Here is a 26,319-nt window from a genome sequence, read left to right as displayed (position 1 = left end):
CTGCAGCAGGATTTGCCACAGCTCAGTTGTATGCACCTTGCGATGTTGTGCACCGGCAGCAGGGCATCCTGGGGCTTTTGTGCCCAGAGTCTGTCAGCCCGAAGCAGCCCGCATGGTGTTGAGTGTGGTGCTGGAGGTGGGTTTACTGACAGAGAAGAGCGGGGCTGCATCGAGTCAAGCCCACCGCGGAGGCCCGGTTGGTGGAGCTCTGGAACCAATTGCACGAGCGCGGCCGACCACTTCCGTTGGTCAAGGCGCCGCATCATCCCCAATTTTCCGCTGTGCGAACCCTGATTTCCCAACTGGCAGGGCAGAGGCACTGTGGTGCCCACCAGCCTGAAGACACAGGCCATCTGGATGCGCGCATGTCTGTGTCTGCCGGAGCAGTTTTCACCATGGAGGCCATGGCACAGGCGGGCTGGCCATGGCTGCGTGGGGTCAGCCCTGTGACCGCAAGCGCTGCGCCGCTGCCTGGGTTTTCTGGGTACGTTGCCGGGCCTGGCGGCGCTTCCACCACAGCCACAGGCCGCTGATACCCAGGCCGGCCAGCACCAGGCCGCCCAGCGCCACGGCGGTTTCCAGTGGCCAGCCGCCCAGCTCGCCGGTATGCAACGGGTAGATCACGGCCACGGCAGCGGCACCCGGATCCACCTCGTTCCAGCGGCGCACCGCCAGCACCTGGCCGGTGCGCGGATCCATCCAGACCGAGCTCACGCCATTGGGGTGGGGTTCCCCTGGCACCAGAAAGCGCACGCGCACCGGCTTGGTGGGGGCGGCGGGCAGCTGCAACATGCGCAACTGGCCTTCGGGCAGGGCGCGCTGTGCTGTGTCCCGCAGGGCATCCACGGAGGGTAGGGGGCCGGGGGCCGCCTGGAGCTTGGGCAGCTTGGGGGGCTCCACGGTGCTGGCTCCAGCGAACGCATTGATCACTCCGCCCAGCGGGCGCCAGGCCATGTAGGCGCCGGTGGCCACGGAGACGGCCAGCAGCAGGCCCAGTGCGGCGCCGCCCACGCGGTGCAGATCGAACAGGGAGCGGGCCAGGTTCTTGTGCAGTTCCACCCTCCAGGCCTGGGCCCAGTTCCGGGGCCACCACAACGTCAGGCCGGTGACCAGCAGCACCAGATAGGCCAGCGCCACCCAGGCCAGGATGGCCTTGCCCGTGGATTCCAGCAGCAGGCTGCTGTGCAGCTTGAACAGGGTGTTGGTAAAGCCCTCGGTCGCGCCGCGCCGGCCTTGCTCCTGTCCGGTCCAGGGGTTGAGATAGAGCGTGCCGTTCCAGCTGCCGCGCACCGTGGCCCACAGGCTGTCGCCGGGCTGCTGGGGCAGGCGGAAGCTGACAGTGGTTTTGTCACCAAATTCCTGCTGCAAGCGGGCGTACAGCGGCGCCAGGGCGGCAGGCGAGGGTGTTGCCGCGCCGGAAGGCGCGGGGGCAGTGAACAGCTCGGCATGCAGCTGGCGGTCCAGCGGCTGGGCCACCACCAGCAGGGCGCCGGTCAGGCCGGCCAGCACCAGCACCCAGCCGAGGGCCAGGGCCAGCCAGCGGTGCAGCCGCAGCCACAGAGAACGCAATGCAGTCATGCTTGCAGCGGCCCTGGTTTAGAACGGCAGCGTAGCCTGCACGTACAGCGTGCGGGGCATGCCGACGTACTTGCCACCGTTGTTGTCGGTGGAGCGCAGGTAGTAGCGGCGGTCGAACAGGTTCTTGACCCCCACGGCCAGGCGCAGGTTGTGGGCTTCCTTGCCCATCTGGTAGCCGGTGCGCAGGTTGACGGTGGCATAGCCGGGCACGTCGCCCAGGCGGCCGGAGGCGTCTTCCTGTGTCACGTACTGCGTGCCCGATCCGGGAGAGCGCTGCTTGGACTGCGCGTTCAGGTCGGCGTTAAAGGTCCAGCGGTCCACGCTGTAGCGTGCCGACAGCGAAGCCGTGTGGCGCGAGTACAGCGGCAGATCCTTGCCCGCAAAGTCGCCAGCCTGCGAAGAGGCTTGCGTGTAGGTATAGGTCATGCCGGCCGACAGGCCCTTGAGGGCGGGGAAGGCCTTGCCGAAGTCATAGCGCAGGGCCGATTCCAGGCCGCGGTGGCGGGTGGCGCCCAGGTCGGTCCAGATGCCGTCCACGCCGACGCGGGTCAGCAGCAGTTCCTTGTCGAAGTCGATGTTGAACAGCGTCAGCTCGCCGCCCCATTGCTCGCCCTGGAAATGCGTGCCGATCTCATAGGTCTTGGCCGACTCGGGGTGCAGGCCGCGGTCGCTTTGTGCCAGCTGCGCATACTGCTGCGGCCCGAAAGACTTGCCGGCGTTGGCAAACACGGACCAATGGTCGTTCATGCGGTAGAGCACGGACAGGGTGGGCAGCCATTCATCGGCCTCGGATTCCGGGGTGATGGCACTGGTCACCACACCGCCTGCGCCCAGGTTTTTCACGTGGTTGAAGGAGCGGATGCGCTCGAAGCGCACACCGGGCGTGATGGTCCAGTTGCCGATATCGATGCGGTCGTCGATATAGAAGGCATGCGCCGTCGTGCCGCCATGGCTGTTCTGGTAGGCATTCATGGGCAGGTCCATGGCGTTGCCTTCGGTGCCCGGCGTGTAGTAGGCCGTGCGCAGCGCCACTTCGGAGCTCTTTTCATTCAGGTAGCGGTAGCCCACGCTGACTTCCTGCACCACCGGGCCGGTTTCAAAGATGCGCGAATAGCGCGGCTCCAGGCCCAGGTAGTTGTAGTTGCGGGGGGCTGCGGTCAGGCGGCGCTGGCTGCCGCTTTCCTGTTCGATGTAGCTGCCGCGGAAGGAATCCACGTAATAGGCCAGCACTTCGACGTTGTTGCGGCCGTCGTTGTGGGTGTACTTGAGCGAGCCGTCGGTACGACGGCCGGTGAACTGGTCGTAGCTGCGCGTACTCTGGAAGGGGTCGGCCGCGTACTGCGCCGTGGTCAGGCCGCCGGGCATGCGGCCCTTGCCTTCAAAGTGGTGCAGCGAGGCGGACAGATTGTCCTGGCCCGTCAGGCGGTAGCTGCCCTTGAGCAGCACATCGTCGATGTCGGTCTTGTCATTGCCGGCACGCCAGCCGCTGCCGTGCGTGCCCGAGTAGAGCAGCGCGCCGCCCAGGCCGGCCGCGTTGGTGCCGCCCACAAACAGGCTGGGCGTGGTCTTGACATTGCCGCCGTGGCTGTAGAACTCGGCGCCCACGCTGGCATCGGCCTCGAATTCCTTGGGAATGGCGCGGGTAACGAAGTTGATGATGCCGCCCACATTCTGCGGTCCGAAGCGCACCGAACCCGCACCGCGGATCACGTCCACGGAGCTGAGGTTGCCCAACGATACCGGTGCCAGCGACAGCTGTGGCTGGCCATAGGGCGCGTAGGAGACGGGCACGCCATCCATCAGCACATAGGAGCGGGGCGAGAGGCGCGAGGTCAGTCCGCGCACGCCGATGTTCAGCGAGACGTCGCTGCCCCCCGTGCCGTTGCTGTCCTGCACCTGTACGCCGGGCACGAGGCGCAACACATCACGCACGCTGGCGGAGCCGCTTTCCTCGATGCGTTGCTGGTCGACGATGGTGCGGGCGCCGGCATGCTCCAGCACCTTTTCCTGGTTGGGGTTGTCCAGCCAGTTGCCGGTGACGGTGACCGAGTCCAGCGTGGACACCACAGGTTCGGCGGATTGGGCGTAGACGGCGGCAGGCAGGCAGGCCAGTGCGGCCGCAGCGGCCACGGCACAGCGCACACCGGCCGTGCGGGGGGATTGGGGAGAGGACATGAAAGAGAAGGGGGAGAGGCTGCGTTCAGGCCGCTGTGGTCAGCAGGGCAGGCGGCGGCACGGCAGAAAGAGGGTTGGTGACAAAAATCAACAATGATTATAAATAGGAATGATGCGCAATTTGGCAGCAAGGGCGCCAAAGTCGCTATGGCTGTCAGGGGATGTCGTGGACCCCTGGGTCCCGCGAATGTTGCAGATCCCGAAGCATCCTGCCTTGGCAGGTGGCTGCCGTGGCCTATCATGCGGGCCGCGACCCAAGCACGCACCGTGCGATGCCGCAACGCGGCGGTTTTGCGGACCGGTGCGCCGGCACGCTTTGTGCAGATGCGGTGAAGGTGCTGTGCAGGTCCTAGCGGTCTTTGGCAGGGTGCTGCTGCGTTGTTTTTCAGGAATCTTTGGTGAACTCTCCCGCTTTCTCTGCCCTGTTGCCTGTGATTTTGATGATTGGCCTGGGCATCTGCTTGGCCAAGCTGCAGTGGGTGCGCCACGCCGCCGTACGGGATCTGTCGAATCTGGTGTTCTATGTGCTGACGCCGGCACTGCTGTTTCGCACCATGATGCAGGTGAAGCTGACGGACCTGGACTTTGCCCCCATCGGGGTGTACTTTCTGGCCGTGGCCCTGGTGTTCGCCGTGACCATGCTGGTGCAGGGCTTCACCACGCTGGGCGCAGCGCGGGCGCTGGCCAATACCTTCAGCAACACGGTGATGATCGGTATTCCGCTGATGAGCCTGGCCTACGGCGAGCAGGGCCTTGTCACGCTGTTCACCCTGATTTCCGTGCACGCCCTGGTGCTGCTGACCAGTGGCACCATCATTTTCGAATTGGCCGCCGCGCGCCAGGCCAGTCGGGCAGGCCAAGCGGACGCGCGCGGCATGGGCCGCACGATTGCCCAGGCGGTGAAGAACAGCATCCTGCACCCGATTCCGCTACCCATCATTGCCGGGGTGCTCTACGCCCAGACCGGTTTGCCCGTGCCCGAGGTGGTGGACACGCCGCTGCAGTTGATGGGGCAGGCGCTGGGCCCCATGTCGTTGCTGCTGGTGGGGGTGACGCTGGCCTATGGTCGGGTGCGCGGCAACCTGGGTGCTGCGCTGCGCATTGCCGTGGTGAAGACCGTGGTGCACCCCGCCGTTTTCCTGGGCTGTGCCTGGTTGCTGGGCCTGCGCGGCCCGGCGATGGCCGCCATGGCGCTGGCTGCGGCCTTGCCGGTGGGCGCCAACGTGTTTCTATTCACTCAGCGCTATGAAGTGGGGGAAGACGAAGTCACGGCCAGCATTGCGGTGTCCACCGCGCTGGCCCTGGTCACGCTGCCGGTGGTACTGACGGTATTGCAGCGCTGGGCCTAGGTGACTGCGGTGCCGTTGGTGAGGCCGCAACATAGCGGGGCATATATAGCGGGCACGTTGGTTCCCATGGCCTTGGTCGCTGCGGGCTTTCTGGCAGTGTCCCGCGGTGCCTATGCGCTACAGCCTGAGGGCCGCGTTCTGGACATAGAAAAAAGCCCCGGCTGCGCGAGCGCCGGGGCTTGGGTGCACCGCCTAGACTTGGCGCGTACACCGATATGTGCTGTATCGGCATCCGCGGCGGGGACTTGAGCGGTTTTCGGTAAAAAAGCGCTATTCAGGGCGCAAGTCGTTCACGTACCCAAACCTGGCTGTCGTCTGGCCCGCTTTCGGTGCGGTAGCGCAACCGGTCGTGCAAGCGGCTTTTGCGGCCCTGCCAGAATTCCCAGCGGTCGGGTACCAGACGGAAGCCGCCCCAGTGCGGAGGGCGCGGGGGCTTGAGCAGGAACTGGGCGCCATATTTGGCGGCGTTGGTCACCAGCACGCTGCGGCTGGAAATGACCTGGCTTTGGGGGCTGGCCCAGGCGCCAATGCGGGAGTCCAGCGGGCGGCTGTGGAAGTAGGTGTCGCTTTCCTCGTCGCTCACGCGCTCCACCCGGCCTTCGATGCGCACCACGCGCTCCAGCTCCACCCAGTGGAACTGCAATGCCGCAAACGGGTTGCCCGCCAGTTCGTTGCCTTTGCGGCTGTCGTAATTGGTGTACCAGACGATGCCGCGTGCGTCATAGCCCTTGATGAGCACGATGCGTGTGCTGGGACGCAGATCATTGCCAACCGTGGCCACGGTCATGGCATTGGGTTCGGCCACCTGCGCGCTCACGGCTTCCTGCAGCCACTGGTCGAACTGCGCCAGGGGATCCGCCTTGGACGCGTCTTCATTGAGTTCTGCGCGCTCGTAGCTCTTGCGCAGGTCGGCGATGTGGGCAGAAATCTGGCTCATGCCGCCATTGTGCCCCCTGCGTGCAGCAGTGCGGTATTTGTGCAGGCCCTCTACTGCCTGCTTTGGCAGACGAGAACAGGGCAGTGCGGCCAGGGGAGGATGGCGTGCATGCGAGCCTGAAGCCGGTTGCCGTGGTGTATGTGCCGCAGGATGGGGCGTCAGCCGGATAGCCAGACGCCCCTGGATTGCGCATTCGCGCGCAGACCTGGCAAGTCCGGACGCTGCAATCCGCAATGTGCAGGATCTGGTGTCGCACACGGGCCGCGTACGGTGGCGCCGGGCGGTATGGCGTCAGCCTGCCAGGGATACCGTTTCGGCGCGGCTCATATGTTCCAGGGCGGCGCAGACATCGGCCATGCGGCCGCTGAGCACCATACGGGCGCGGTCGCCCACGTCGCGGCGCAGGACGCGTACCTTGTCGTCCATGGCCACGCTGAAATAGCGGCAGTCATTGGCACTGGCGGCGGATGCTACGGTTGAGGCTGCAGACGCAGCCGCATGGTGGGCACGCAGGTCTGGGCGGCGCTGGATCGGCATGGACAAGGGGGCAGTGAGGGTGAAGCCGACCGGGGTGCTGGAGGTGGTGAACAGGCGCATGGGGGAGCTCGCTTTCTGTCGTGCAGTTTTCCGGGCAAACCTACTCCCTCAGGTTGCACACACCTGATTGGAGAGACAAATTCTGGGCAAAACGGTCTCTGCACGTCCACGCAGGCCGCGGTACAGAACCGTGGTGGTGGCGGAAGCGGCTGGACAGCGCTTCTGCGGTCAAGGGCCTGGGGGGCACGCTGAACGCGCCCAGGGAGGCCCGGTAGAAAGGCCGTGCGCTACATGTGCGCCGAGTTGCGGATGAGGCCCACGGCCAGCCCTTCGATGGCGAAGGGCTCCTCGGGATTGACCTGGATGATGGGATAGTCGGGGTTTTCGGGCAGCAGCTCGATCTGGGAGCCGGTGCGGCGCAGGCGCTTGACGGTGACGTCATCCCCCAGGCGGGCCACGACGATCTGGCCGTTGCGGGCCTCATGGGTGGACTGCACGGCCAGCAGGTCGCCGTCCAGGATGCCGGCATCGCGCATGGACATGCCGCGCACCTTCAGCAGGTAGTCGGGCTTGTGGGCGAACATGCTGGCTTCCACCGAATAGGTCTGGTCAATGTGTTCTTGGGCCAGAATGGGCGAGCCTGCAGCGACACGGCCCACCAGCGGCAGCAGCAGCGGCTGCATGGCGGTCAGGGGCAGCGCAAAGACGTTGCCGCGGGCTGCGTTGATGCTGCGCACGGTGTCCACGCACAGGCGGATGCCGCGCGAGGTGCCGCTGACCAGCTCGATCACGCCCTTGCGGGCCAGGGCCTTGAGGTGTTCCTCCGAGGCATTGGCCGACTTGAAGCCCAAGGTGCTGGCGATCTCGGCCCGGGTTGGGGGCGCGCCAGTGCGGCTGATAGCAGACTGGATCAGATCCAGAATCTGCTGCTGCCGGGGGGTGAGCTTGGGGTGGTCCATGGGCATTCCTTGATCGGTGGGGATGAATACTGTGTGTTCATCCAGTACCTGTATTTTTGACCAGTTTGCAAAGGACTGCAAGTGGAAAGTGGCAAAACCATCGTCATTCTGGGGACCGGCGGCACGATTGCCGGGGTCGCGGACTCTGCGGGGGCCCATGTGGGCTACCGCCCGGCGCAGCTGGGTGTGGAGCAGTTGCTGCAGGCGGTGCCCGATCTGGAACGCGTTGCAAAAGCGCCACTACAGGCCGAACAAGTGGCTCAGTTGGACAGCAAGGACATGGACCACAGCACCTGGCATGCGCTGGCAGTGCGCTGCAGCCAGTTGCTGGAGCGTGCCGATGTGGGGGGCATTGTCATCACCCACGGCACTGATACGCTGGAAGAAACCGCCTGGTTCTTGCAGTGCGTGCTGCAGCCAGCCAAACCCATGGTGCTGACCTGTGCCATGCGTCCGGCCAGCGCCATTTCGGCCGATGGGCCGGGCAATCTGCGGGATGCGGTGATTTGCGCGGCCGATACCCATGCGGCCGGGCGTGGCGTGCTGGCTGTGATGGCCGGGATGGTGTTCAGCGCCCGCCAGGTGCGCAAGGTGCACCCCTACCGTGTGGATGCCTTTGACGGCGGTGACAGCGGCCCGCAGGGCTGGGTGGAAGAGGGACGGGTGCGCTGGGCAGGCGCCGTGGACGGGGCGGCTCTGTCCGCGCCGAAGATTCCGCCGGTAGGTGCGCTGCGCCCGCCTGCCGAATGGCCCCAGGTGGAAATCCTGGTGAGCCATGCAGGCTGCAGCGGTCCGGTGATGCAGGCGGTGGTCCAGACGCTGTGCAGCGCTGGCGTGCGCGGGCTGGTGGTGGCCGGCACGGGCAACGGCACCACCCACCAGGCGCTGGATGCCGCACTCGAGGTGGCTCAAAGCCGGGGCCTGGCGGTGCGCCGCAGCACGCGTTGCGAGCGCGGGCGCATTGTGCAGGCCGAAGATGCCGATGACAGCCGCGTTAGCGCCTTGCCTGCCGTGAAGGCGCGCACCAGCCTGATGCTGGAATTGATGGGCTGGCCGCGCACGGACCGCTAGCCCGAAATCCGGGCCGGTGCGGCAGGCCACGCCGCCGTAGGGTAGGGGACGGGCTTGTTGCGCGGCGTGGATACGTGCAGGCCTGCTAGCCCAACCAGCAGGAGGGCAGGCGATAGCGTGTTGCGGTCGAGGTCCGCTGGAAAACCTCGCCAACCCGGGGTCTGCACAGCGCTGGCTGTACGGGGTTGTCGCGTGGCGCGCACGAAATCCTCACAAAAACTTACAACCGGTAGAGAAGAGGAATGTGCACCCAGCGCGGTAAGCAATAATCGCGCACGGAGGTGTTAGTGGTGACCAATTCTCTCGCGAGCGGCCTGGATTTTGAGGACATGTTTGACCTCGCCCCCATATCCCTGTGGATGGAGGATTACAGCGGGCTCAAGCAGTTGTTCGCGCAATGGCGCGCCGCAGGCGTCACCGATTTGCAGCAGTTTTTCCGCGAAGACCCCCGGCGCGTGCAGCAATGCAGCCAGTGCTTCCAGGTGCTGCGCGTCAACCAGTACACGCTGGAGCTTTTCAAGGCCCCTGACCAGGCCACGCTGCAGAACCGCCTGGATGAGGTGTTTCGCGGCGATATGCACGACAGCATCGTCGCCGAGCTGCTGGCCCTGTGGGACGGGCAGCTGAGCTTTGCCAACCGCTCGGTGAACTACGCACTGGATGGCCGGCGCATGGATATTCAGGTGCGTTTTCGCGTGCTGCCCGGCTATGAAGACAGCTGGAGCCGTGTACTGGTGTCGCTGGAGGACATCACCGCCGAGGTGATGAGCACGCAGCGTCTGCAGGCCAGCGAACAGTACGCGCGGGATTTGTTTGCCCACTCCCCGGTCTCGCTGTGGGTGGAAGACTTCAGCGCGGTCAAGCAACTGCTGGACGAGGTGCGCGAGCGCGGCATCCGCGACTTCCGCACGTTCTTGAAGGTGCACCCTGAGTTCGTCACCCGCTGCATGCAGGAAATCCGCGTGATCGACGTCAACCAGCAGACACTGGAGATGTTCGGCGCCAGCAGCAAGGCCAATCTGCTACACAACCTGTCCCAGGTGTTCCGGGGCGAGATGTACGATTCCTTTGCCGAGCAGCTGCAGGATCTGTGGGACGGCAAACTGGTGCAGCAGCGCGAGGTGGTGAACTATTCGCTGACCGGCGATGTGCTGCACATCCACATGGAGTTCGCCATCATGAACAGCCATGTCCGGAACTGGGATCTGGTGCTGTTGTCGCTGGTGGACATCACGGCCCGCAAAAAGGCCGAGTCCTACCTGGAATACCTGGGTAAGCACGATGTGCTGACCCAGTTGCGCAACCGCGCCTTCTATACGGAAGAGCTCAACCGGCTGTCGCGCAAGGGGCCATGGCCGCTGTCGGTGATTGCCATCGACATGAACGGTCTCAAGGGCGTGAACGACGACCACGGCCATGCGGCGGGCGATGCCATGCTGCGCCGCATTGGCGAGGTGCTGACCAAGGCGGTGGATGCGCCGGCATGCGCGGCGCGCATCGGCGGTGATGAATTCATGGTGCTGTTGCCCGGTACCGATGAACGCGGTGCCCAGGCCATGCAGGAGCGCATTCTGTCGCTGCTGGAGCTGAACAACCAGTTCTATCCCGGGCAGACCATCCATCTGGCCATGGGCCATGCCTGCGGACGGGAAGGTGCCAGCATGGAAGCGGTGGTACACCGGGCCGACCAGGCCATGTATGCCGAGAAGATGCGCTTTTACGCGGGGCGTGCACAGGACCGGCGGGTCGACAGCATGCTGTGAGGCGCCTTGGCGCAAGGCAGGTGCGTCCGGAGTTGAGGCATTCAGCCTTTGCGCGCCCCATAAAAAAAGGCTGGTGTTGTCACCAGCCTTTTTTTATGGGGCAGCAGTGCAGGCCAGAGCCTGTCACTGCCGCAAGGGCTCTGATCCGATCAGGAAGCCAGGGCGGCCAGGGCGCGGGCGGTAATCTCTTCCACGGTGCCCGTGCCGCTGATGGCGCGGTACTTGGGGGCTGCAGCGGCGTCGGCCTTGGCCCAGTTGCTGTAGTAGTCCACCAGAGGGCGGGTCTGGTTGCTGTACACATCCAGGCGCTTCTTGACGGTTTCTTCCTTGTCATCCTCGCGCTGCACCAGGGGTTCGCCAGTCACGTCGTCCTTGCCTTCGACCTTGGGCGGGTTGAACTTGACGTGGTAGGTGCGGCCCGAAGCGGGATGGCTGCGACGGCCGCTCATGCGCTCGATGATGGCGTCGAACGGTACGTCGATTTCCAGCACGTAGTCCAGCTTCACGCCGGCGGCCTTCATGGCGTCGGCCTGGGGGATGGTGCGGGGGAAGCCGTCAAACAGGAAACCGTTGGCACAGTCGGCCTGGGCGATGCGTTCCTTGACCAGATTGATGATCAGGTCGTCGCTGACCAGTTGGCCTGCGTCCATCACGGCCTTAGCCTCCAGGCCCAGGGGGGTGCCGGCCTTGACAGCGGCGCGCAGCATGTCGCCGGTGGAGATCTGTGGAATGCCGTATTTCTGGCAGATGAAAGTGGCTTGCGTGCCTTTGCCGGCGCCAGGTGCGCCCAACAAGATCAGTTTCATGGAATTCCTCGGGATGTATGAAAGCGTGGCAGCGGTCCGACACAAGAAACCCAGCGTCAAGCTGGGTGGATGGCGGACCGGCATATGTTTTTTCGCGGGCAAGGATAGCACGCGTGCACCTGACAGGCGCTTACACGGCGCTGGGGCCTGCACCGCTTGACGGCACGCCATGTGCCTGCCAGCACCGAGGCGGTGCACGGTGTGCCGCCAGCACGCTGGTGCCGGGCTGTGTACGGGTCTTGTGCAAGAGTGACTTGCGATCTTGTAGAAGACTTTTGTCGGGAAAAGCAAAAATGAGAGCTTGGCATGCTTATGTTTACAGGACTTGAAGAGGCTTTTGCATGCAAATCATGGAAACGTGAGCATAAACCGCTCTCATTTTGCGCTTTGTGACAGTTCAGCGACCGGTCAGCAGCGCGCGCACGCGCTCCAGGTCTTCGGGCGTATCCACGCCAGCGCCGGGCGCATGCTGTGTCACATGCACGGCGATCTGGTGGCCGTGCCACAGCGCGCGAAGCTGTTCCAGCGCTTCCACCTGCTCGGTCGGTGCGGGTGTGAGCTGCGGAAACTGGCGCAAAAACCCTGCCCGGTATGCGTAAATTCCAATGTGGCGCAGTGGGCCATAACCTGCGCTGACACCGGTCTGCACGGCCTGCCACCAGGCGGTGCCATTCTGGTCACGGTGGTGGGGAATGGGAGCGCGACTGAAGTAGTGCGCCAGACCCACGGCATTGCACACCACTTTCACCACATTGGGGTTCTGGTAGTCCACCAGAGTCTCGATGGGGTGGGCTGCGGTGGACATGCTGGCCTGCGGGCGGTCCTGCAACAGACGGGCCACGGCGCCGACCAATGCCGGATCGATCAGGGGCTCATCGCCTTGCACGTTGACCACGATGTCGTCGCCATCCAGGCCCAGCGCGGTGCAGGCCTCGGCCAGACGGTCGCTGCCGCTGGGGTGGTCTTCGCGCGTGAGCACCGCCTGCACACCGTGTTCGGCGCAGGCCTGCAGGATGGCGGGACTGTCACCCGCCACCACGACGCGGGTGGCACCGCTTTGCGCAACCTGGCGCGCCACGCGCACCACCATGGGCAGGCCGGCGATGTCGGCCAGCGGCTTGTTGGGCAGGCGGCTGGAGGCCAGGCGCGCGGGGATCAGGACGGTGAACGGAGCAGCAGAAGACATGGCGACAAGGCTTTCCAGGGAAATTCAGGCTTCCAGTTCTTCGTCGCTCAGCGTACGGGCTTCGTTTTCCAGCAGGACGGGAATGCCGTCACGCACCGGGTAGGCCAGGCGGGCGCTGCGCGAGACCAGCTCCTTGCGCTCGGCGTCGTAGCGCAGCGGGCCCTTGGTGACGGGGCAGACCAGCAGTTCAAGCAGTTTGGGATCCATGGCGTGTGCTTTCGTTATTCGGTAAAAGAGGCAGGCGCTGTGCGTTGCCAGGCGTCGCAAGGGCTCAGGGCGTGGCGGGCCGGGGGCTGTTGACAGCTGCCGATGATAGGCGGGCGGTGGCCAGGCGCTGGTCCAGCAGGTCAAAAAAAGCCTGTGGAATGTCCAGCTCCAGCGGCACTGCCAGTGCGTCGGGCTGCAGCGGCCACAGCTTGACGGCGTCTTTTTCGGTGCAGATCAGCAGCGCGTCTGCATCCGCCGGCCGCTGCCAGCTCTCAAAATTGTAGTGATCGGGCAGGGCCTGGGCCTGTGCCAGCTGCAAACCCTGGTCTTGCAGCATGGCAAAGAAGCGTTCCGGCCGGGCCACGGCAGCCAGGGCGTACAGCGGGCGGTCCGACAACTGTGCCAGCGGCACATGGCGGCCGTCGGAGTGCAGAGCGTAGGGTGCGAGCTGGCGTTGCATGGCGAACACCGGCTGGCTGGTCGGGGTGTGCTCCGGCGCCGGGCCGGTGTGCAGTACCGCATCCACGGGGCGGGGCCAGGGCTCGCGTAGCGGCCCGGCCGGCAATTGCCAGCCATTGCCGATACCGCCATCGTGGAAGACGCAGATTTCCACATCCCGGGCCAGCGCCGTGTGCTGCAGACCGTCGTCGCACACCAGGATGTCCACCTCCGGATGGGCCGTGCGCAGCGCGCGGGCGGCGTCCAGGCGCTGTGGGGCCACGAACACCGGCACGCCGGTGCTGCGGGCCAGCAGCAGGGGCTCGTCGCCCACATCCTCGGGAGCGGATTGGGGCAGCACCGCACGGCAATCCTGGGTATTGCGGCCATAGCCGCGCGAGATGATGCCGGGCGTCCAGCCACTGCGTCGGAGATGGCCAACGATGGCCTGGGTGACCGGTGTCTTGCCTGCACCGCCGGCAATCACATTGCCGACCACGATGGTGGGCACGCCTGCATGCCCGGCATGGGCGGCACCGCTGCGGCGCTGGCGGGCGGACAGCGCGCCGTACAGCAGCGACAGCGGCCACAGCGCCCAGGCCAGCGCACCGCGGCGCTGCCAGATGCGGCGCAGCCAAGCGGCGCGCCGGGCACTGCCGCCAGCGTTGCTGCCGGGGTTGGAAGGTGAGGCGGGGGCCGGAGATGCCATGCGTGTGAATCGGTGAAGGGCTATGGCAGGGCGACGCGGCGGCGCAGTGGGGCGTCCCTGGCGGCCTGGGCCAAGTTCAGCGCTTCGCTCCGGCAGACGTTTGCGTGGCAAACGTGATCTGCGACAGGCTGGCGCGGCGTGCGGCCTCCATCACTGTCACCACGGCCTGGTGGGGGGCCGCAGCGTCGGCGTTGATGATGACGATGCTGTCGTTGCCTGCCTTGGCGGCCGCGCGCAGGCCTGCGGCCACAGCGTCCACGCTGCGATCGGCCAGGGCCTGCTTGCCGATCACATAGTTGCCTTCGGCGGTGACGGCGATCAACACCTCGCGCGGGCGGTCACGCTGCTGCTCCACATCGGCCACGGGCAGCGTCAGCTGCAGCTCGGTGAAGCGGCTGTAGGTGGTGGACAGCATCAGAAAGATGAGCACCACCAGCAGCACATCGATGAAGGGGATCAGATTGATCTCCGGCTCTTCGGTGCGGCGGGGGCGGAAGTTCAGTGCCATGGGGCGGTCTTTGCTTCGGTAAGGGCGCGGCTCAAGCGCGCAGCTGTGCCAGATGGCGCGCGAACTGTTCGGACGACAGCTCCAGGCTCAGCAGAAAGCTGTCCACGCGGGCACGGAAATAGCGCCAGAAGATCAGGGTGGGGATGGCCACGATCAGGCCGAACGCCGTGTTGTACAGCGCGATCGAGATGCCGTGTGCCAGCTGGGCCGGGTTGCCGCCTCCGACGGCACCGCCGCCCGACTGCGAGCCGAAGATCTCGATCATGCCGATCACGGTGCCCAGCAGCCCCAACAGGGGCGCAGCCGAGGCGATGGTGGCCAGCGCGCCCAGGTACTTTTCCAGGCGGTGGGCCACGGCACGGCCGGTGTTTTCCAGCGTGGCACGCACGTCTTCATCGCTGGCATGGGGGTTGCGCGTGAGCAGTTGCAGGCTGCTGGCCAGCACTTCGCCCAGAGCACTGTTCTGCGCCAGCTGGGTGACGGTCTGCTCACCGGGCAGGCCGTTGTGGGTGACGGAGATGGCTTCCTGCAGCAACTGAGGCGGCGCCACCTTGGCATCGCGCAAGGCCAGGAAGCGTTCAATGATCAGGGCGAGGGCCAGAATGGAGCAGGCAATCAGGGGCCAGATCGGCCAGCCTGCGGCTTGTATGATCGAGAGCAAGGTTTCTTCTTTCCGCGTGATGGGGCAGCAGCGGGCCATTATGGCGCAGTGCGGCACCGTCCTACGTGCCGCAGCGGGGCATTTACGCCCGCGCAGATTTCGCCTGCGCGCCTATAGCACAAAAAATCCTGTGGATAACTTTGTGGGGAAGCAATGCTCCGGAATGCCTGCCACAGGCAATGTGAACCTTGTGTGAATCTGCTGTGTTGCGGGAAAATTTAAAAAATCTTTTGAATTCAATAAATTAAAGATGTATTTGCAAGTGCTCATGGAAGATTTCTGTGCAAACATCAGCCAGAAGGTAAATGTGTTCCGCTGTGGATATGCACGACTTTCTGCCGCTCTGGCAAGTTGAGGCCGCGCCATGTTTGACCCTTATCAGTCCTCTGCTTCTCCTACAGTCTGGTCCGTGGGCGCACTGTGCCGTGCGGTGGCCGATGCACTGGAAGCACGTTTCAATCCGGTCACGGTGCGCGGAGAGATCACCGGGTTTTCCCGTGCTGCCAGCGGGCATTGCTATTTCTCGATCAAGGACACGGCGGGCCAGATCCGCTGTGCCATGTTCCGCCGCGCCGCCAGCTCCCTGGTCTTTACCCCGCGCGACGGCGAACTGGTGGAATTGCGCGGGCGCCTGGGCGTGTACGAGCAGCGTGGCGATCTGCAACTGATCGTCGAAAGCCTGCAGCGTGCCGGGCAGGGCGCTTTGTTCGAGCAGTTCCTGCGCCTCAAGGCCCAGTTGGAGGGCGAAGGCCTGTTCGATGCCGACCGCAAGCGCCCGCTGCCGGTGATGCCGCGCGGCATCGGCCTGGTCACCTCGCCCGGCGCGGCGGCGCTGCACGACGTGGCCACGGCCTTGCAGCGGCGTGTGCCGCACATCCCTGTGGTGCTGGCTCCGGCCCTGGTGCAGGGGGCGGCAGCTCCGGCCTCGCTGGTAGCAGCCTTGGAACAGCTCTACGCACGGGCTTTGCATCCGCGTGCCGGCGAGCCGCCGATTGATGTGATCTTGCTGGTGCGCGGCGGCGGCTCCATGGAAGACCTGTGGGCCTTCAACGACGAGTTGCTGGCCCGCACCGTGGTGCGCAGCCCGGTGCCGCTGGTCAGCGGGGTGGGGCACGAGACCGATTTCACCATTGCCGATTTCTGTGCCGACCTGCGGGCCCCCACGCCCACGGCGGCTGCCGAGCTGGTGGCCCAGCCGCGCGATGCCTGGCTGGCCGCGCTGGACCAGCTGGAATCCCGTGTGCAGGGCGGCATGGACCGCTGGCTGGACCGGCAGGGCCAGCGCCTGGATCTGGCGGCCCAGCGCCTGGGCCGCCCCTCGGGCAATCTGGCCCAGCAGCGCCTGCGCTGCGAGCGCCTGGGTCAGCAGTTGCGGCATGCGGTGCTGTTGCAGGTGCAGCAGCACACACAGGTGCTTGGGGCGCAGCAGGCCAATCTGATGCCCATGCTGCAGCGCCAGCTGCTGCAACGCCGCCAGCACCTGACGCAGCTGGCACACCGGCTGGAATTGCTGGACCCGCGCCGCGTGCTGCAGCGCGGCTACAGCCTGCTGACCGACAGCTCCGGCCGCGCGGTCACCCGGGTGGCGGACGCCCCGGTGGGTGCGGCGCTCAAGGCACACCTGTCGGATGGCAGTGTCGATGTGACCGTCACCCAGCCCAAGTTGCTGTGATTCGGTGATTTGGCACCGCGTGGACAAGGTGGCGCGCGCACTGTAGAGCAAAACCGGCGATGCTATGTATCCCGGCAACACAAAACGCGCACCGTGTGTGCGCGAATACCGCAACAGGCCCGCGCTTCTTTCTACAATGCGCAGTGAGCTGAAGCTGGTTTGCGCTGCATCAAAGCCATGCCAGCCTTGCCGCAGCTGCGGTCAAGTGGCTGGCATGCACCTGGGTGCAGCAGCGCTTGCAGAACACCACAACATCCAACCACGAGGAACACCACCATGGAACGCACTCTGCCCCCACTGCCTTACGCGATCGACGCCCTGGCTCCTGCTTACAGCCAGGAAACGCTGGAGTACCACCACGGCAAGCACCACAACGCGTATGTGGTCAAGCTCAACGAACTGCAAGTGGGCACCGAGTTTGAAAACATGGAGCTGGAAGACGTGATCAAGAAGTCTTCGGGTGGCATCTACAACCAGGCAGCCCAGATCTGGAACCACACCTTCTTCTGGAACTGCATGACCCCCAATGGCGGTGCTGCTCCCACCGGCGCTCTGGCAGATGCTATCAACCAGAAGTGGGGCTCCTACGCCGATTTCAAGAAGGCGTTCGTGGCCTCGGCCGTGGGCAACTTCGGTTCCGGCTGGACCTGGCTGGTGAAGAAGGCCGACGGTTCCGTGGACATCGTCAACATGGGCGCTGCCGGCACCCCCCTGACCACTGGCGACAAGGCGCTGCTGACGGTGGACGTGTGGGAACACGCGTACTACATCGACTACCGCAACGCCCGTCCCAAGTTTGTCGAAACTTTCTTCGACAAGCTGGTGAACTGGAAGTTTGCCGAAGCCAACTTCGCCGCCTGATGGCGCGCTAGCCTGTCGGCAGACCTACCGCAGCAGGCCTCTGGCGCCGCTGCGCCCGGTCTGCTTTCAGGCTGCAAAGATGGCGAAAAAAGCCTCCCTTGGGAGGCTTTTTGCTTTTTGCCATCGGCATGAAAGCGCTCCATGTCCCTGTGCGACCAAGGGTATGGGCATGCGCAGCGGGTGTTGCATGGTGGCCGTAAGAGAATGCTTGCAAAAAAGCGGCAGCACCATGATGCAGCCGCCTCCCAGGGAGGTCAGTCATGCGGCATTCGTACGAATTCTTGTTGCAGGCATTGTTTGCCCGCATTGCCCATTTGCCCCGATGCAGCACGCTGCAGGGAGCCTATGAATGCCTGCAGACCTCGTGGTTGCAGGTGAACCAGGAGCACGAGTCCTCGCGGCGCATGCTGCACCATGTGGTGACCCGCAGCCTGTGCGCCGAGCATGGCTGGCAGAACCTGGACGGCGACCCGTGCCGCAAGGAGTCGGACCACCAGCCCGGCGTGTGGGTCAATCTGCACCGCAATGGCAGCATCGTGTTCGAACGTGTGCTGCCCGAGGGCGGAAGCACCATTTTGTTCGCACACCCTGGCACCGGCGTGCGCATGCCCAAAGGCCCCATTGTGCTGAGCGGCACACACAGCGCCTGGTGACCGTTTGGTTGTTCGGCTGTTCAGCTGTTTGCGCCGTGCTGCACGGAGCAGCCCCTGTCCGCCTGGGTTTGCGCTGCGTCGTCACCGCAGGCCGTTGTCGGAAGTTGGCTGGCGGAGGTAGGGGGAGGGGATAGAGGGCATCCCCAGAACGTCAGGGGCGGAAGGCCTCGCCCAGGATCTTGGCGCCTGCCTTGATGCCGCGCTGGGCAAACCAGCCTTGGTTCATCTCCAGCACAAAGCGCACCGGCCTGGCCGAGCAGTGCGAGGTCTCGGTCATGGGCTTCATGTCTTCCAGATTCACAATGGTGCCGTCGTCGGCAACGAAGGCTGCCGTCAGCGGCAGCACGGTGTTGCGCATCCAGAAGCACTGCACGCCGGGTTGGGAAAAGACAAACAGCATGCCTTCCTGCGAGGGCATGCTCTGGCGGAACATCAGCCCGGTCTGGCGCGTGTCGTAGGTGTGGGCCACCTGGGCATCGATGCGGTACATGCCGACGTGCATTTCCGTGCGTGGCAAGTTCATCTGGGGCTGGCCCTGGGGCGGCGCCGGCGCTTCGGTGCGGGCCTGGGCCGGGCCGGCCAGGGCGTTGACCAGCAGGCACAGCGCGCCCAGGCGGCGCAGTGTGGACATCAACAGGGGAACGGGAGCGTGGCGCATCAAGGGTCTCGTCAAAAACAGTCTGGACTCCGCCTGGCGGCGGCCAACATGCGCCACATTGTGCGCCATGGTGCAGGGGATGCGGGGCAAGTGTGCCGCCGGCGCAGTTTGCGCACTGTCATCCCCGTGCCACGCCAAAGTCGGCAGTTCGCGCGAAAGCGCGGGTGCAGTCGATAGAATCGTTTGCAATCGCTGTATCACATTATCCGGAGACCTTCACGACATGACTGCTTACCAGCACATCCAGGTGCCACCCGCTGGCCAGAACATCACCGTCAACGCCGACCAGACGCTGAATGTGCCCGACCAGCCCATCATCCCCTTCATCCAGGGTGACGGCGTGGGTGTGGACGTGAGCCCGGTGATGCGCAAGGTGGTGGATGCGGCCGTGGCCCAGATCTATGGCGGCAAGCGCCAGATCCACTGGATGGAAATCTATGCGGGCGAGAAAGCCGTGGGCCTGTACGGCCCCGACATGTGGCTGCCGGCCGAGACCATGGACGCGGTGCGCACCCATCCGGTGTCCATCAAGGGGCCGCTGACCACGCCGGTGGGCGGCGGTATCCGTTCGCTGAACGTCACGCTGCGCCAGGAACTGGACCTGTATGTCTGCCTGCGCCCGGTGCGCCATTTCCGTGGCGTGCCGTCGCCGGTGCGCGAGCCCGAGAAGACCAATATGGTCATCTTCCGCGAGAACTCGGAAGACATCTATGCCGGGATCGAATTTGAAGCCGGTTCCGACCGCGCACAGCGCCTGATCGATTTCCTGAGCAAGGAACTGGGCGTGCAGAAGATCCGTTTCCCCGAGACATCGGGCATCGGCATCAAGCCCATTTCGCGCGAAGGCACGGAGCGCCTGGTGCGCAAGGCCATCCAGTACGCCATCGATCACGACAAGCCTTCGGTGACCCTGGTGCACAAGGGCAACATCATGAAGTTCACCGAAGGCGCTTTCCGGGACTGGGGCTACGCCCTGGCGCAAAAGGAATTCGGTGCGGAGCCGATCGATGGCGGCCCCTGGATGCGTGTGAAGAACCCGAACACCGGCGCCGACATCGTCATCAAGGACTCCATCACCGACGCCTTCCTGCAGCAGGTGCTGCTGCGGCCGGTGGAATACTCGGTGATTGCCACCATGAACCTCAACGGAGACTACATCTCCGACGCGCTGGCAGCGCAGGTGGGCGGCATCGGCATTGCCCCCGGTGCCAATATGTCCGGCACCATTGCCATGTTCGAAGCCACCCACGGCACGGCACCGCGCTACGCCGGCAAGGACTATGTGAACCCCGGCTCCATGATCCTGTGCGCCGAAATGATGCTGCGCCACATGGGCTGGACCGAGGCCGCCGACCTGATTGTCGAAGGCATGGAACGCACCATCCTGAGCAAGAAGGTGACCTATGACTTTGCCCGCTTGATGGCCGGCGCCCAGCAGGTCAGCTGCTCGCGCTTTGGCGACGAGATCATCGAGCAGATGGTGAACGTGTAATCCCTCCGGGCCATCCACACCCCCAAAGGAACGCTGCGGCGTTCCTTTTTTTATGGGCGAAAGGAGAAGGTGCCCATCAGCCTGGGCAGGTACCAGCGCAGGCACCGGTGCCGTGGACGCCCCGGGCCAGGGAGAACTTGCATGGTCTGCCGTCTTTCAAGACTGCGTGTCAGCCAGCGAGTGAGGTGGGTGGTTTGCGTGGTCCAGGGGGCTGCAGCGCACGGGACAGTCGCGCGGTGGACAGCGCATGCTGCGGGAGCGTCTGGTCCCGCGCTATGGTGGGATGGTTGTGCAGCCGCAGCCCGCCGTGGCCCGGCCGGCCAACGCAGACATACCGCATAACAACAGGAGACACCAATGACTGCTTCCCTCTCTACGGCATGGCCGCGCACCGCTGTGGCTTCGGCCACATCCGTTCTGCTGGCGGCCTGCCTGTGGACGGCCGCACCGCTGGCCCAGGCCCAGAACGCCACGGCTACTGCGCCCGCTACCGCCAACCCTACGGCACAGGCCCTGCAGGCCCAGATCGACACCCGTGCCAAGGCCATCGAGCAGCAGCTGATCGCCTGGCGCCGCGACATCCACCAGCATCCCGAAATGGGCAATCTGGAAACCCGCACCGCCGCCCTGGTGGCCGCGCACCTGCGCAAACTGGGCATGGAGGTGAAGACCGGCATGGCAGTGACCGGTGTGGTGGGGCTGCTCAAGGGCGGCAAGCCCGGCCCGGTGGTGGCGCTGCGTGCCGACATGGATGCCCTGCCGGTGAAGGAACAGGTGGATGTGCCATTCGCCTCCAAAGCCAAGGGCATGTTTCTGGGCAAGGAAGTGGACGTGATGCACGCCTGCGGGCATGACGCGCATGTGGCGATCCTGATGGCCACGGCCGAAGTGCTGGCGGGCATGAAGGAGCAATTGCCCGGCAGCGTGAAGTTCATCTTCCAGCCGGCGGAAGAGACGCCTGCCACCTTCGAGCCCGACGGGCAGAAGATCTGGGGCGCCAAGCAGATGATCAAGGAAGGGGTGATGCAGAACCCCAAGGTGGATGCCGTCTTCGGCCTGCATGTCTCCAGCAGCTATCCTGCCGGCTGGATCGCCTGGCGCCCGGGCCCGGCCATGGCGGCAGCCGATCAGTTCTGGATCGATGTGCAAGGCAAGCAGACCCATGGTGCACGCCCGTGGCAGGGGATCGATCCCATCGTCACCGGTTCGCAGATCGTGATGGGGCTGCAGACCATCATCAGCCGCCAGGCCAATATCGCACTGGAGCCGGCGGTGATCACCGTGGGCACGTTCCACGGCGGCAACCGCATGAACATCGTGCCGGATGCGGTGTCGATGACCGGTACCGTGCGCACCTACGACGAAGGCATGAAAAAAGACATCCACCAGCGCATCAGTACCACGGCCACCAACATTGCCGAAAGCGCCGGCACCACGGCCAAGGTGAAGGTGGTGGAGCTGTACAACGCCGTGGTGAACCCGCCTGATCTGACGGCGCAGATGGCGCCCACCCTGCAGCGTGTGGCCGGCAGCGGCAACTACGGGGTGATGCCCAAGGCATCGGCATCGGAAGACTTCTCGTTCTACCAGCAGGAGGCGCCGGGCCTGTTCTTCAACCTGGGTGTGACCCCGAAGGGGACCGAGCCGGCCAAGGCAGCCCCCAACCATTCGCCGCATTTCTATGTGGACGAGTCCAGCCTGATCTATGGCGTGCGCGCGCTGGCCAACCTGACCGTGGACTACATGCTGCAAAAACAGTAAGGCGAAAAGCGACCTGGGCTCTGCAGGCTCTGGACGGCAGGGTCCGCACCATGAAAAACGGCTGCCTGGGGAGGCAGCCGTTTGATCGGGCGCAGGGCTGGATTACCAGAGCAGGATTTCCGGCTTGGTTTCCGCCGGCTGCTGGGTGGGCAGCAGGAACTGGCTGTAATCCTTGCCGGCAATCCAGCTGGGGGGCTTACCGCGGCCCGTCCATTTGGAGCCGGTGTTGGGGTCGTAGTATTTGACGGCGACCTTGGCCTTCTTCTCTTCGGCCCAGGGGAAGACCTGCTGTGCGGTAAAGCCGAATTCCTTGATCAGCTGGCGCACGGTGGACAGGGCTTCGGCGGATTCTTTCTTCTGTGCCTGGGCAATCAGGCGGTCCAGTTCTTCTTTTTGGTCGAGCAGCTGTTGGTAGCTTGGCATTCTGCGGGGGGAGTGGGTGGTCAATGAAATGAGAGCCCTGGGGCTGCGAGCGCAGCCGATACCGGTGTGGACGAGGGGAACCGGCCGGGCCAGCACGCCATATTAGCGGAAGTGGGCGCGCTGGCTGCCGGGGTGTGCACGGGCCGCCACGAAACAGGGGGATACCCCTGCCTTTCCGTCAGCCCAGGGCCTGCAGCGGCAAGGCCGGGGTCAACGCCAGCTCCTGCACGCCGCGCACCACGTCGCCAATCACCAGCACACAGGGGCTGCCCAGCTGTTCGCGCGCCAGGGCGGCAGGCAGGTCGGCCAGGCAGGTCAGGGCGTGGCGCTGCTGGGGCAGACTGGCGTGCTGGATGGCCGCCACCGGGGTATCGGCCGCAAGACCGCCGGCGCACAGGTCGGCCGCAATCTGCCCGGCCGCCGCCACGCCCATGTAGACCACCAGAGTCAGCTTGGCGGCCTGGGCGGTGGCGGCCAGCTGGCGCCAGTCGGTGCCGGCGTCCCCCGGCTTGGCGTGGCCGGTGATGAACACCACGCCATGGGCCCGGTCGCGGTGGGTCAGCGGTGCGCCCAGGCTGGTCAGACCGGCCAGCCCCGCCGTGATGCCATTGATGACCTGCACCTCCACGCCTGCGGCGCGCAGATGCTCCACTTCCTCACCGCCCCGGCCGAAGATAAAGGGGTCGCCGCCCTTGAGGCGCACCACGTTCTCTCCTTCCTGCACCGCCATCAGCATCAGTTTTTCGATGAAGGCCTGGGGCGTGCTCTGGCAGCCGCCGCGTTTGCCCACATGCACCACGCGGGCCGAGGGCGCAGCATGGGCCAAGATGGCGGGGGAGACCAGGTCGTCCACCAGCAGCAAGGTGGCCGCCTGGATGGCCTTGAGTGCCTTGATGGTCAGCAGCTCCGGATCGCCCGGGCCGGCGCCCACCAGGGTGCAGCAGCCGGTCAGGGCGGGACGGGGGGCGATGGTGGTGGTGCGGGAGCGGTTCATCGTGGGTCTCCTGGGCGGATAGGGATATCGGGGGCATGGTCAGGCGGGCAGGGCTTGCTGAGCGCTGTCGCGCACCAACTGACGCAGCCGAGGCAGGCAGGAGCCGCACTGGGTGCCGCATTTCAGCTGGTTTTGCAGCTGTTCCAGGCGCTGGGCGTCGCTGCCGCGGCAGTGGTGCAGGGTCTGGGTGATGGCCTGTTCGCCCACGCCCCAGCAGCTGCACACGGTCACGCTGCGGGCACTGGCCAGGCCGCTGGGCGGCTCGGCACCGGGGCTGAGTAGGGTCCGGCTGCTCAGTTGCAGCGGGGCATCGCCCTCCAGCAAAGCCGACAGCCAGCCGCCAGCACGGGTGTCGCCGCACAGCAGCAGTCCATCCAGCCAGGTCTGGCCCGCCGTGTCACCGCTGCCGGCGCGCAGGCGCAGCGTGCGGCTGTGGCCGCGTTGTGCATCGGCGTAATGCAGCAAGTCCGGCCCCTCCAGCTGCAGTAGCTGGCGGACGTGCTGCAACAGGGCCGCATCGGGCGCCGTGGCGCATGCTGCGCGCAGCAGCAGGCCCTGGCGGGCGCCGGCGGCTTGCTCCAGGGCGCCGTTTTCGCCGAAAGGCACGCAGCTGGCAAAGTCAAACGCAGGGAGCAAGGCGGCCAGTTGCTGGCGTGCGGCGAGGACGCGTTCCGGGGGCAGCCAGACGCGGGCCAGCAAGCTCCAGGGCAGGTCCACGGCCTGCACGCTGACGGCGGCATGCTTGAGCTCCGGCTGCTTGGACTGGGGGCAGAACGCCGGGGTGGTCAGTGCGTTCAAGCCTCCCACGGCCTGGCCCTGGGCGTCGCGTCCGCTCAGGTACTCGCTGCCCCAGTGCATGGGCAGGTAGACCTGGGACAGACCCAAGCCGGTATCGGCCTGCACCGGCAGCACGATCTGGCCATGGTGGCTGCGCACCGCCACCAGCTGGCCGGGCTGCAGACGGCTGCGCTCCATGTCCTGCGGGTGCATGTTCAGCACGGGTTCGCTCTGGTGGGCAAACAGGCGGCCCAGTTGGCCGGTGCGGCTCATGCCATGCCACTGGTCGCGCAGGCGGCCGGTGTTCAGGCTAAAGGGAAAGCGCGCGCTGCGCGGCTCGGCGACCGGACGGTAGGGCTGGGCGGCAAAGCGGGCGCGGCCGTCGGCGGTGGGAAAGATGCCGTCGGCATACAGGCGTTCCGTCCCTGCCTGCGCACCGGCGGGCAGGGGCCATTGCTGCGGGCCTGCGGATTCCAGCAGCGGCCAGGACAGGCCGGTGATGTCCAGGTCCCGCCCGCGCGTGCTGTCGCGATGTTCGTTCCAGATCCGCTCGGCGCCTGCTGCAGCGTTGCGGGTGTCATAGGCGAACAGGCTGGGCTGGCCGGGGCGCAGGCGGGCCTCGATGCGCTGCGCGATCTGCGTGGCGATCTGCCAGTCGTGCCGGGCCTGGCCTGGCGCCGGCACGGCGGCGCGCACGCGGGAGATACGGCGTTCGCTGTTGGTGACGGTCCCCAGTTTTTCCCCCCAGGTGGTGGCGGGCAGCAGCAGGTCGGCATAGGCGGCGGTGGCCGTGGTGGCGAATGCGTCCTGCAGCACCACCCATTCCGCACGCTCCAGTGCGCGGCGTACGGTGGCCTGGTCCGGCAGACTGTGGGCCGGGTTGGTGCAGGCGATCCACAGGGCTTTGATCTGGCCGTCGGCGGCCGCTTCAAACAGTTCGATGGCGGTCTTGCCGGGACTGGCCGGCACGCTGGGCACCCCCCAGAAGGCGGCCACTTCGGCACGATGCTGCGCATTGGCCAGATCGCGGTGGGCGCTGAGCAGATTGGCCATGCCTCCCACTTCGCGGCCCCCCATGGCATTGGGCTGGCCGGTCAGCGACAGCGGGCCGGCACCCTGCTTGCCGATCTGGCCGGTGGCCAGGTGCAAATTGATCAGCGCGGCGTTCTTGGCGGTTCCGCTGCTGCTCTGGTTCAGGCCCTGGCAGTACAGGCTGAGCGTGGGGGCGCGCTGGGCGGTGCTGCCGTCTTCGCCACCCAATGCAAACCAGCGTGCGGCCTGCAGCACATCCTGCATGTCCAGGCCGCAGTCGCGTGCCACGCGCTCGGGGGTGGCTTCGCGCACCAGGGCCTTGAGGTCGTCGAAACCGCTGGTGTGGCGGGCAATGTAGTCCGTGTCCAGCCAGCCTTCCCACAGCATGGCGTGCAGCATGCCGTGGAAAAGCTGCACATCGGTGCCGGGCTGCAGCGGCAGGAAGAGGTCGGCGATTTCGGCGGTCTCGGTGCGGCGCGGGTCGGCCACGATGATCCTGAGCTGCGGGTTGGCGGCCTTGGCGTCTTCGATGCGCCGGAACAGGATGGGGTGGGCCCAGGCCGCGTTGCTGCCCACGATGAACAGACAGCGGGCATGCTGCAGATCGTCGTAGCAGGCGGGCGGGGCATCGGCGCCCAGGGTGGCCTTGTAGCCGGCAACGGCGCTGCTCATGCACAGGCGGGAATTGGTGTCCAGGTTGTTGGTGCCCAGCAGGCCCTTGGCCAGCTTGTTGAAGACGTAATAGTCTTCCGTCAGCAACTGGCCGCTGGCGTAGATGGCCACGGCATCCGGCCCGTGCTGCTGTACGGTATCGGCCATGCGGGTGGCCGCCAGGTCCAGCGCGGTGTCCCAGTCGATGGGCTGGGGCGCCTGCCCGCGCCCAGCGCGCAGCAGCGGCTGCAGCAGCCGGGTTTGCCGGGCCAGCGCGGGGGCGGCGGTCAGGTGCAGCGTGCTGCCCTTGGTGCACAGGCGGCCGTGGTTGGCCGGGTGCAGGGGGTCGCCGCGCACGCCGGTGATCTGCGTCCCTTCGGACTGGATGATCACACCGCAGCCGACGCCGCAGTACGGGCAGGTGGAACGGGTTTCGGCCATGGCGTGGGCTTTCCGGGGTG

23 protein-coding genes are annotated in these 26,319 nt (G+C 65.7%); 8 read left to right on the top strand and 15 right to left on the bottom strand.

The window, feature by feature from the left end; translation table 11 throughout:
- Positions 1-438: 438 nt before the first annotated feature.
- Together QM470_RS00445 and QM470_RS00440 are read right to left on the bottom strand one after the other, a co-directional pair.
- The gene (locus QM470_RS00445; RefSeq protein ID WP_283337727.1) at positions 439-1,578 is read right to left on the bottom strand and encodes a PepSY-associated TM helix domain-containing protein; all 1,140 of its coding nucleotides are present in this window, start codon (positions 1,576-1,578) and stop codon (positions 439-441) included.
- Positions 1,579-1,596: 18 nt separating this feature from the next.
- Complete coding sequence (locus tag QM470_RS00440) at positions 1,597-3,753, bottom strand: TonB-dependent receptor family protein (protein WP_283337726.1); 2,157 nt, start codon at positions 3,751-3,753, stop codon at positions 1,597-1,599.
- Positions 3,754-4,151: 398 nt separating this feature from the next.
- Between QM470_RS00440 and QM470_RS00435 the strand changes: the two genes are divergently transcribed.
- Positions 4,152-5,102 carry an AEC family transporter gene (locus QM470_RS00435; protein WP_283337725.1) on the top strand — a complete coding sequence of 317 codons (951 nt, stop codon included), beginning with the start codon at positions 4,152-4,154 and terminating at the stop codon, positions 5,100-5,102.
- Between the two features lie 274 nt (positions 5,103-5,376).
- On the opposite strand, the gene pdxH is transcribed toward QM470_RS00435, so the two are convergent.
- The 3 genes from pdxH to lexA all read right to left on the bottom strand — a co-directional run bounded on the left by pdxH (position 5,377) and on the right by lexA (position 7,535).
- Entirely contained in the window at positions 5,377-6,039 is a 663-nt protein-coding gene (pdxH, locus tag QM470_RS00430; RefSeq protein ID WP_283337724.1) for a pyridoxamine 5'-phosphate oxidase, read from the bottom strand.
- A gap of 291 nt (positions 6,040-6,330) precedes the next feature.
- Complete coding sequence (locus QM470_RS00425; protein WP_283337723.1) at positions 6,331-6,636, bottom strand: hypothetical protein; 306 nt, start codon at positions 6,634-6,636, stop codon at positions 6,331-6,333.
- Between the two features lie 227 nt (positions 6,637-6,863).
- Positions 6,864-7,535 (bottom strand): transcriptional repressor LexA, encoded by a 672-nt coding sequence (gene lexA, locus QM470_RS00420; RefSeq protein WP_283337722.1) that lies wholly within the window; start codon positions 7,533-7,535, stop codon positions 6,864-6,866.
- A gap of 81 nt (positions 7,536-7,616) precedes the next feature.
- Here lexA and QM470_RS00415 point away from each other — a divergent pair, with 81 nt between their 5' ends.
- Positions 7,617-8,606: an asparaginase gene (locus QM470_RS00415; protein WP_283337721.1), complete on the top strand. Its 990-nt coding sequence runs from the start codon at positions 7,617-7,619 to the stop codon at positions 8,604-8,606.
- Between the two features lie 329 nt (positions 8,607-8,935).
- A complete protein-coding gene (locus QM470_RS00410) occupies positions 8,936-10,369 on the top strand; it encodes a diguanylate cyclase domain-containing protein (RefSeq protein WP_283337720.1) in 1,434 nt (477 codons plus the stop codon).
- A 149-nt stretch (positions 10,370-10,518) separates the two neighbouring features.
- Here QM470_RS00410 and adk read toward each other — a convergent pair whose 3' ends face one another.
- From adk to QM470_RS00380, 6 genes are all read right to left on the bottom strand, one after another.
- Positions 10,519-11,175 (bottom strand): adenylate kinase, encoded by a 657-nt coding sequence (gene adk / locus QM470_RS00405; RefSeq protein ID WP_066531958.1) that lies wholly within the window; start codon positions 11,173-11,175, stop codon positions 10,519-10,521.
- A 397-nt stretch (positions 11,176-11,572) separates the two neighbouring features.
- The gene (kdsB, locus tag QM470_RS00400; protein WP_283337719.1) at positions 11,573-12,361 is read right to left on the bottom strand and encodes a 3-deoxy-manno-octulosonate cytidylyltransferase; all 789 of its coding nucleotides are present in this window, start codon (positions 12,359-12,361) and stop codon (positions 11,573-11,575) included.
- A 24-nt stretch (positions 12,362-12,385) separates the two neighbouring features.
- On the bottom strand, positions 12,386-12,568 hold the full coding sequence (locus QM470_RS00395; RefSeq protein WP_066531949.1) for a Trm112 family protein: 183 nt from the start codon (positions 12,566-12,568) through the stop codon (positions 12,386-12,388).
- A gap of 64 nt (positions 12,569-12,632) precedes the next feature.
- On the bottom strand, positions 12,633-13,715 hold the full coding sequence (lpxK, locus tag QM470_RS00390; protein ID WP_283337718.1) for a tetraacyldisaccharide 4'-kinase: 1,083 nt from the start codon (positions 13,713-13,715) through the stop codon (positions 12,633-12,635).
- Between the two features lie 76 nt (positions 13,716-13,791).
- The gene (locus QM470_RS00385; protein WP_283338184.1) at positions 13,792-14,217 is read right to left on the bottom strand and encodes an ExbD/TolR family protein; all 426 of its coding nucleotides are present in this window, start codon (positions 14,215-14,217) and stop codon (positions 13,792-13,794) included.
- A gap of 37 nt (positions 14,218-14,254) precedes the next feature.
- On the bottom strand, positions 14,255-14,884 hold the full coding sequence (locus QM470_RS00380) for a MotA/TolQ/ExbB proton channel family protein (protein WP_218332234.1): 630 nt from the start codon (positions 14,882-14,884) through the stop codon (positions 14,255-14,257).
- Between the two features lie 364 nt (positions 14,885-15,248).
- Here QM470_RS00380 and xseA point away from each other — a divergent pair, with 364 nt between their 5' ends.
- The 3 genes from xseA to QM470_RS00365 all read left to right on the top strand — a co-directional run bounded on the left by xseA (position 15,249) and on the right by QM470_RS00365 (position 18,070).
- Positions 15,249-16,556: an exodeoxyribonuclease VII large subunit gene (gene xseA / locus QM470_RS00375; RefSeq protein ID WP_283337717.1), complete on the top strand. Its 1,308-nt coding sequence runs from the start codon at positions 15,249-15,251 to the stop codon at positions 16,554-16,556.
- Between the two features lie 276 nt (positions 16,557-16,832).
- Positions 16,833-17,417 carry a superoxide dismutase gene (locus QM470_RS00370; protein WP_066531943.1) on the top strand — a complete coding sequence of 195 codons (585 nt, stop codon included), beginning with the start codon at positions 16,833-16,835 and terminating at the stop codon, positions 17,415-17,417.
- A gap of 260 nt (positions 17,418-17,677) precedes the next feature.
- Entirely contained in the window at positions 17,678-18,070 is a 393-nt protein-coding gene (locus QM470_RS00365) for a hypothetical protein (RefSeq protein ID WP_218332237.1), read from the top strand.
- Between the two features lie 151 nt (positions 18,071-18,221).
- Here the strand turns inward: QM470_RS00365 and QM470_RS00360 are convergent, their stop codons facing one another.
- Positions 18,222-18,728 (bottom strand): DUF192 domain-containing protein, encoded by a 507-nt coding sequence (locus QM470_RS00360; RefSeq protein ID WP_283337716.1) that lies wholly within the window; start codon positions 18,726-18,728, stop codon positions 18,222-18,224.
- A gap of 223 nt (positions 18,729-18,951) precedes the next feature.
- Here QM470_RS00360 and icd point away from each other — a divergent pair, with 223 nt between their 5' ends.
- Entirely contained in the window at positions 18,952-20,220 is a 1,269-nt protein-coding gene (gene icd / locus QM470_RS00355; RefSeq protein WP_218332238.1) for an NADP-dependent isocitrate dehydrogenase, read from the top strand.
- 357 nt (positions 20,221-20,577) lie between these two features.
- Entirely contained in the window at positions 20,578-21,981 is a 1,404-nt protein-coding gene (locus tag QM470_RS00350) for an amidohydrolase (RefSeq protein WP_283337715.1), read from the top strand.
- A gap of 102 nt (positions 21,982-22,083) precedes the next feature.
- Here QM470_RS00350 and QM470_RS00345 read toward each other — a convergent pair whose 3' ends face one another.
- From QM470_RS00345 to QM470_RS00335, 3 genes are all read right to left on the bottom strand, one after another.
- Positions 22,084-22,404: an H-NS histone family protein gene (locus QM470_RS00345; RefSeq protein WP_280024548.1), complete on the bottom strand. Its 321-nt coding sequence runs from the start codon at positions 22,402-22,404 to the stop codon at positions 22,084-22,086.
- 178 nt (positions 22,405-22,582) lie between these two features.
- Positions 22,583-23,398 (bottom strand): uroporphyrinogen-III C-methyltransferase, encoded by an 816-nt coding sequence (gene cobA, locus QM470_RS00340; protein ID WP_283337714.1) that lies wholly within the window; start codon positions 23,396-23,398, stop codon positions 22,583-22,585.
- 39 nt (positions 23,399-23,437) lie between these two features.
- A complete protein-coding gene (locus QM470_RS00335) occupies positions 23,438-26,299 on the bottom strand; it encodes a nitrate reductase (protein WP_283337713.1) in 2,862 nt (953 codons plus the stop codon).
- Between the last annotated feature and the right edge of the window lie 20 nt (positions 26,300-26,319).

The organism is Comamonas sp. 17RB (genome assembly GCF_030056555.1).
In the GTDB taxonomy this organism is placed as follows: Bacteria; Pseudomonadota; Gammaproteobacteria; order Burkholderiales; family Burkholderiaceae_C; genus Comamonas; species Comamonas terrigena.
This window is presented reverse-complemented; position numbering and strand designations above follow the sequence as displayed.

What these genes read in the sequence shown, in the direction of transcription:
- QM470_RS00445 (WP_283337727.1), bottom strand. Translation starts at nt 1,578, where the DNA reads ATGACTGCATTGCGTTCTCTGTGGCTGCGGCTGCACCGCTGGCTGGCC.
- QM470_RS00440 (WP_283337726.1), bottom strand. Translation starts at nt 3,753, where the DNA reads ATGTCCTCTCCCCAATCCCCCCGCACGGCCGGTGTGCGCTGTGCCGTG.
- pdxH (WP_283337724.1), bottom strand. Translation starts at nt 6,039, where the DNA reads ATGAGCCAGATTTCTGCCCACATCGCCGACCTGCGCAAGAGCTACGAG.
- QM470_RS00425 (WP_283337723.1), bottom strand. Translation starts at nt 6,636, where the DNA reads ATGCGCCTGTTCACCACCTCCAGCACCCCGGTCGGCTTCACCCTCACT.
- lexA (WP_283337722.1), bottom strand. Translation starts at nt 7,535, where the DNA reads ATGGACCACCCCAAGCTCACCCCCCGGCAGCAGCAGATTCTGGATCTG.
- QM470_RS00410 (WP_283337720.1), top strand. Translation starts at nt 8,936, where the DNA reads ATGTTTGACCTCGCCCCCATATCCCTGTGGATGGAGGATTACAGCGGG.
- adk (WP_066531958.1), bottom strand. Translation starts at nt 11,175, where the DNA reads ATGAAACTGATCTTGTTGGGCGCACCTGGCGCCGGCAAAGGCACGCAA.
- kdsB (WP_283337719.1), bottom strand. Translation starts at nt 12,361, where the DNA reads ATGTCTTCTGCTGCTCCGTTCACCGTCCTGATCCCCGCGCGCCTGGCC.
- QM470_RS00395 (WP_066531949.1), bottom strand. Translation starts at nt 12,568, where the DNA reads ATGGATCCCAAACTGCTTGAACTGCTGGTCTGCCCCGTCACCAAGGGC.
- lpxK (WP_283337718.1), bottom strand. Translation starts at nt 13,715, where the DNA reads ATGGCATCTCCGGCCCCCGCCTCACCTTCCAACCCCGGCAGCAACGCT.
- xseA (WP_283337717.1), top strand. Translation starts at nt 15,249, where the DNA reads ATGTTTGACCCTTATCAGTCCTCTGCTTCTCCTACAGTCTGGTCCGTG.
- QM470_RS00370 (WP_066531943.1), top strand. Translation starts at nt 16,833, where the DNA reads ATGGAACGCACTCTGCCCCCACTGCCTTACGCGATCGACGCCCTGGCT.
- QM470_RS00365 (WP_218332237.1), top strand. Translation starts at nt 17,678, where the DNA reads ATGCGGCATTCGTACGAATTCTTGTTGCAGGCATTGTTTGCCCGCATT.
- QM470_RS00360 (WP_283337716.1), bottom strand. Translation starts at nt 18,728, where the DNA reads ATGCGCCACGCTCCCGTTCCCCTGTTGATGTCCACACTGCGCCGCCTG.
- icd (WP_218332238.1), top strand. Translation starts at nt 18,952, where the DNA reads ATGACTGCTTACCAGCACATCCAGGTGCCACCCGCTGGCCAGAACATC.
- QM470_RS00350 (WP_283337715.1), top strand. Translation starts at nt 20,578, where the DNA reads ATGACTGCTTCCCTCTCTACGGCATGGCCGCGCACCGCTGTGGCTTCG.
- QM470_RS00345 (WP_280024548.1), bottom strand. Translation starts at nt 22,404, where the DNA reads ATGCCAAGCTACCAACAGCTGCTCGACCAAAAAGAAGAACTGGACCGC.
- cobA (WP_283337714.1), bottom strand. Translation starts at nt 23,398, where the DNA reads ATGAACCGCTCCCGCACCACCACCATCGCCCCCCGTCCCGCCCTGACC.
- QM470_RS00335 (WP_283337713.1), bottom strand. Translation starts at nt 26,299, where the DNA reads ATGGCCGAAACCCGTTCCACCTGCCCGTACTGCGGCGTCGGCTGCGGT.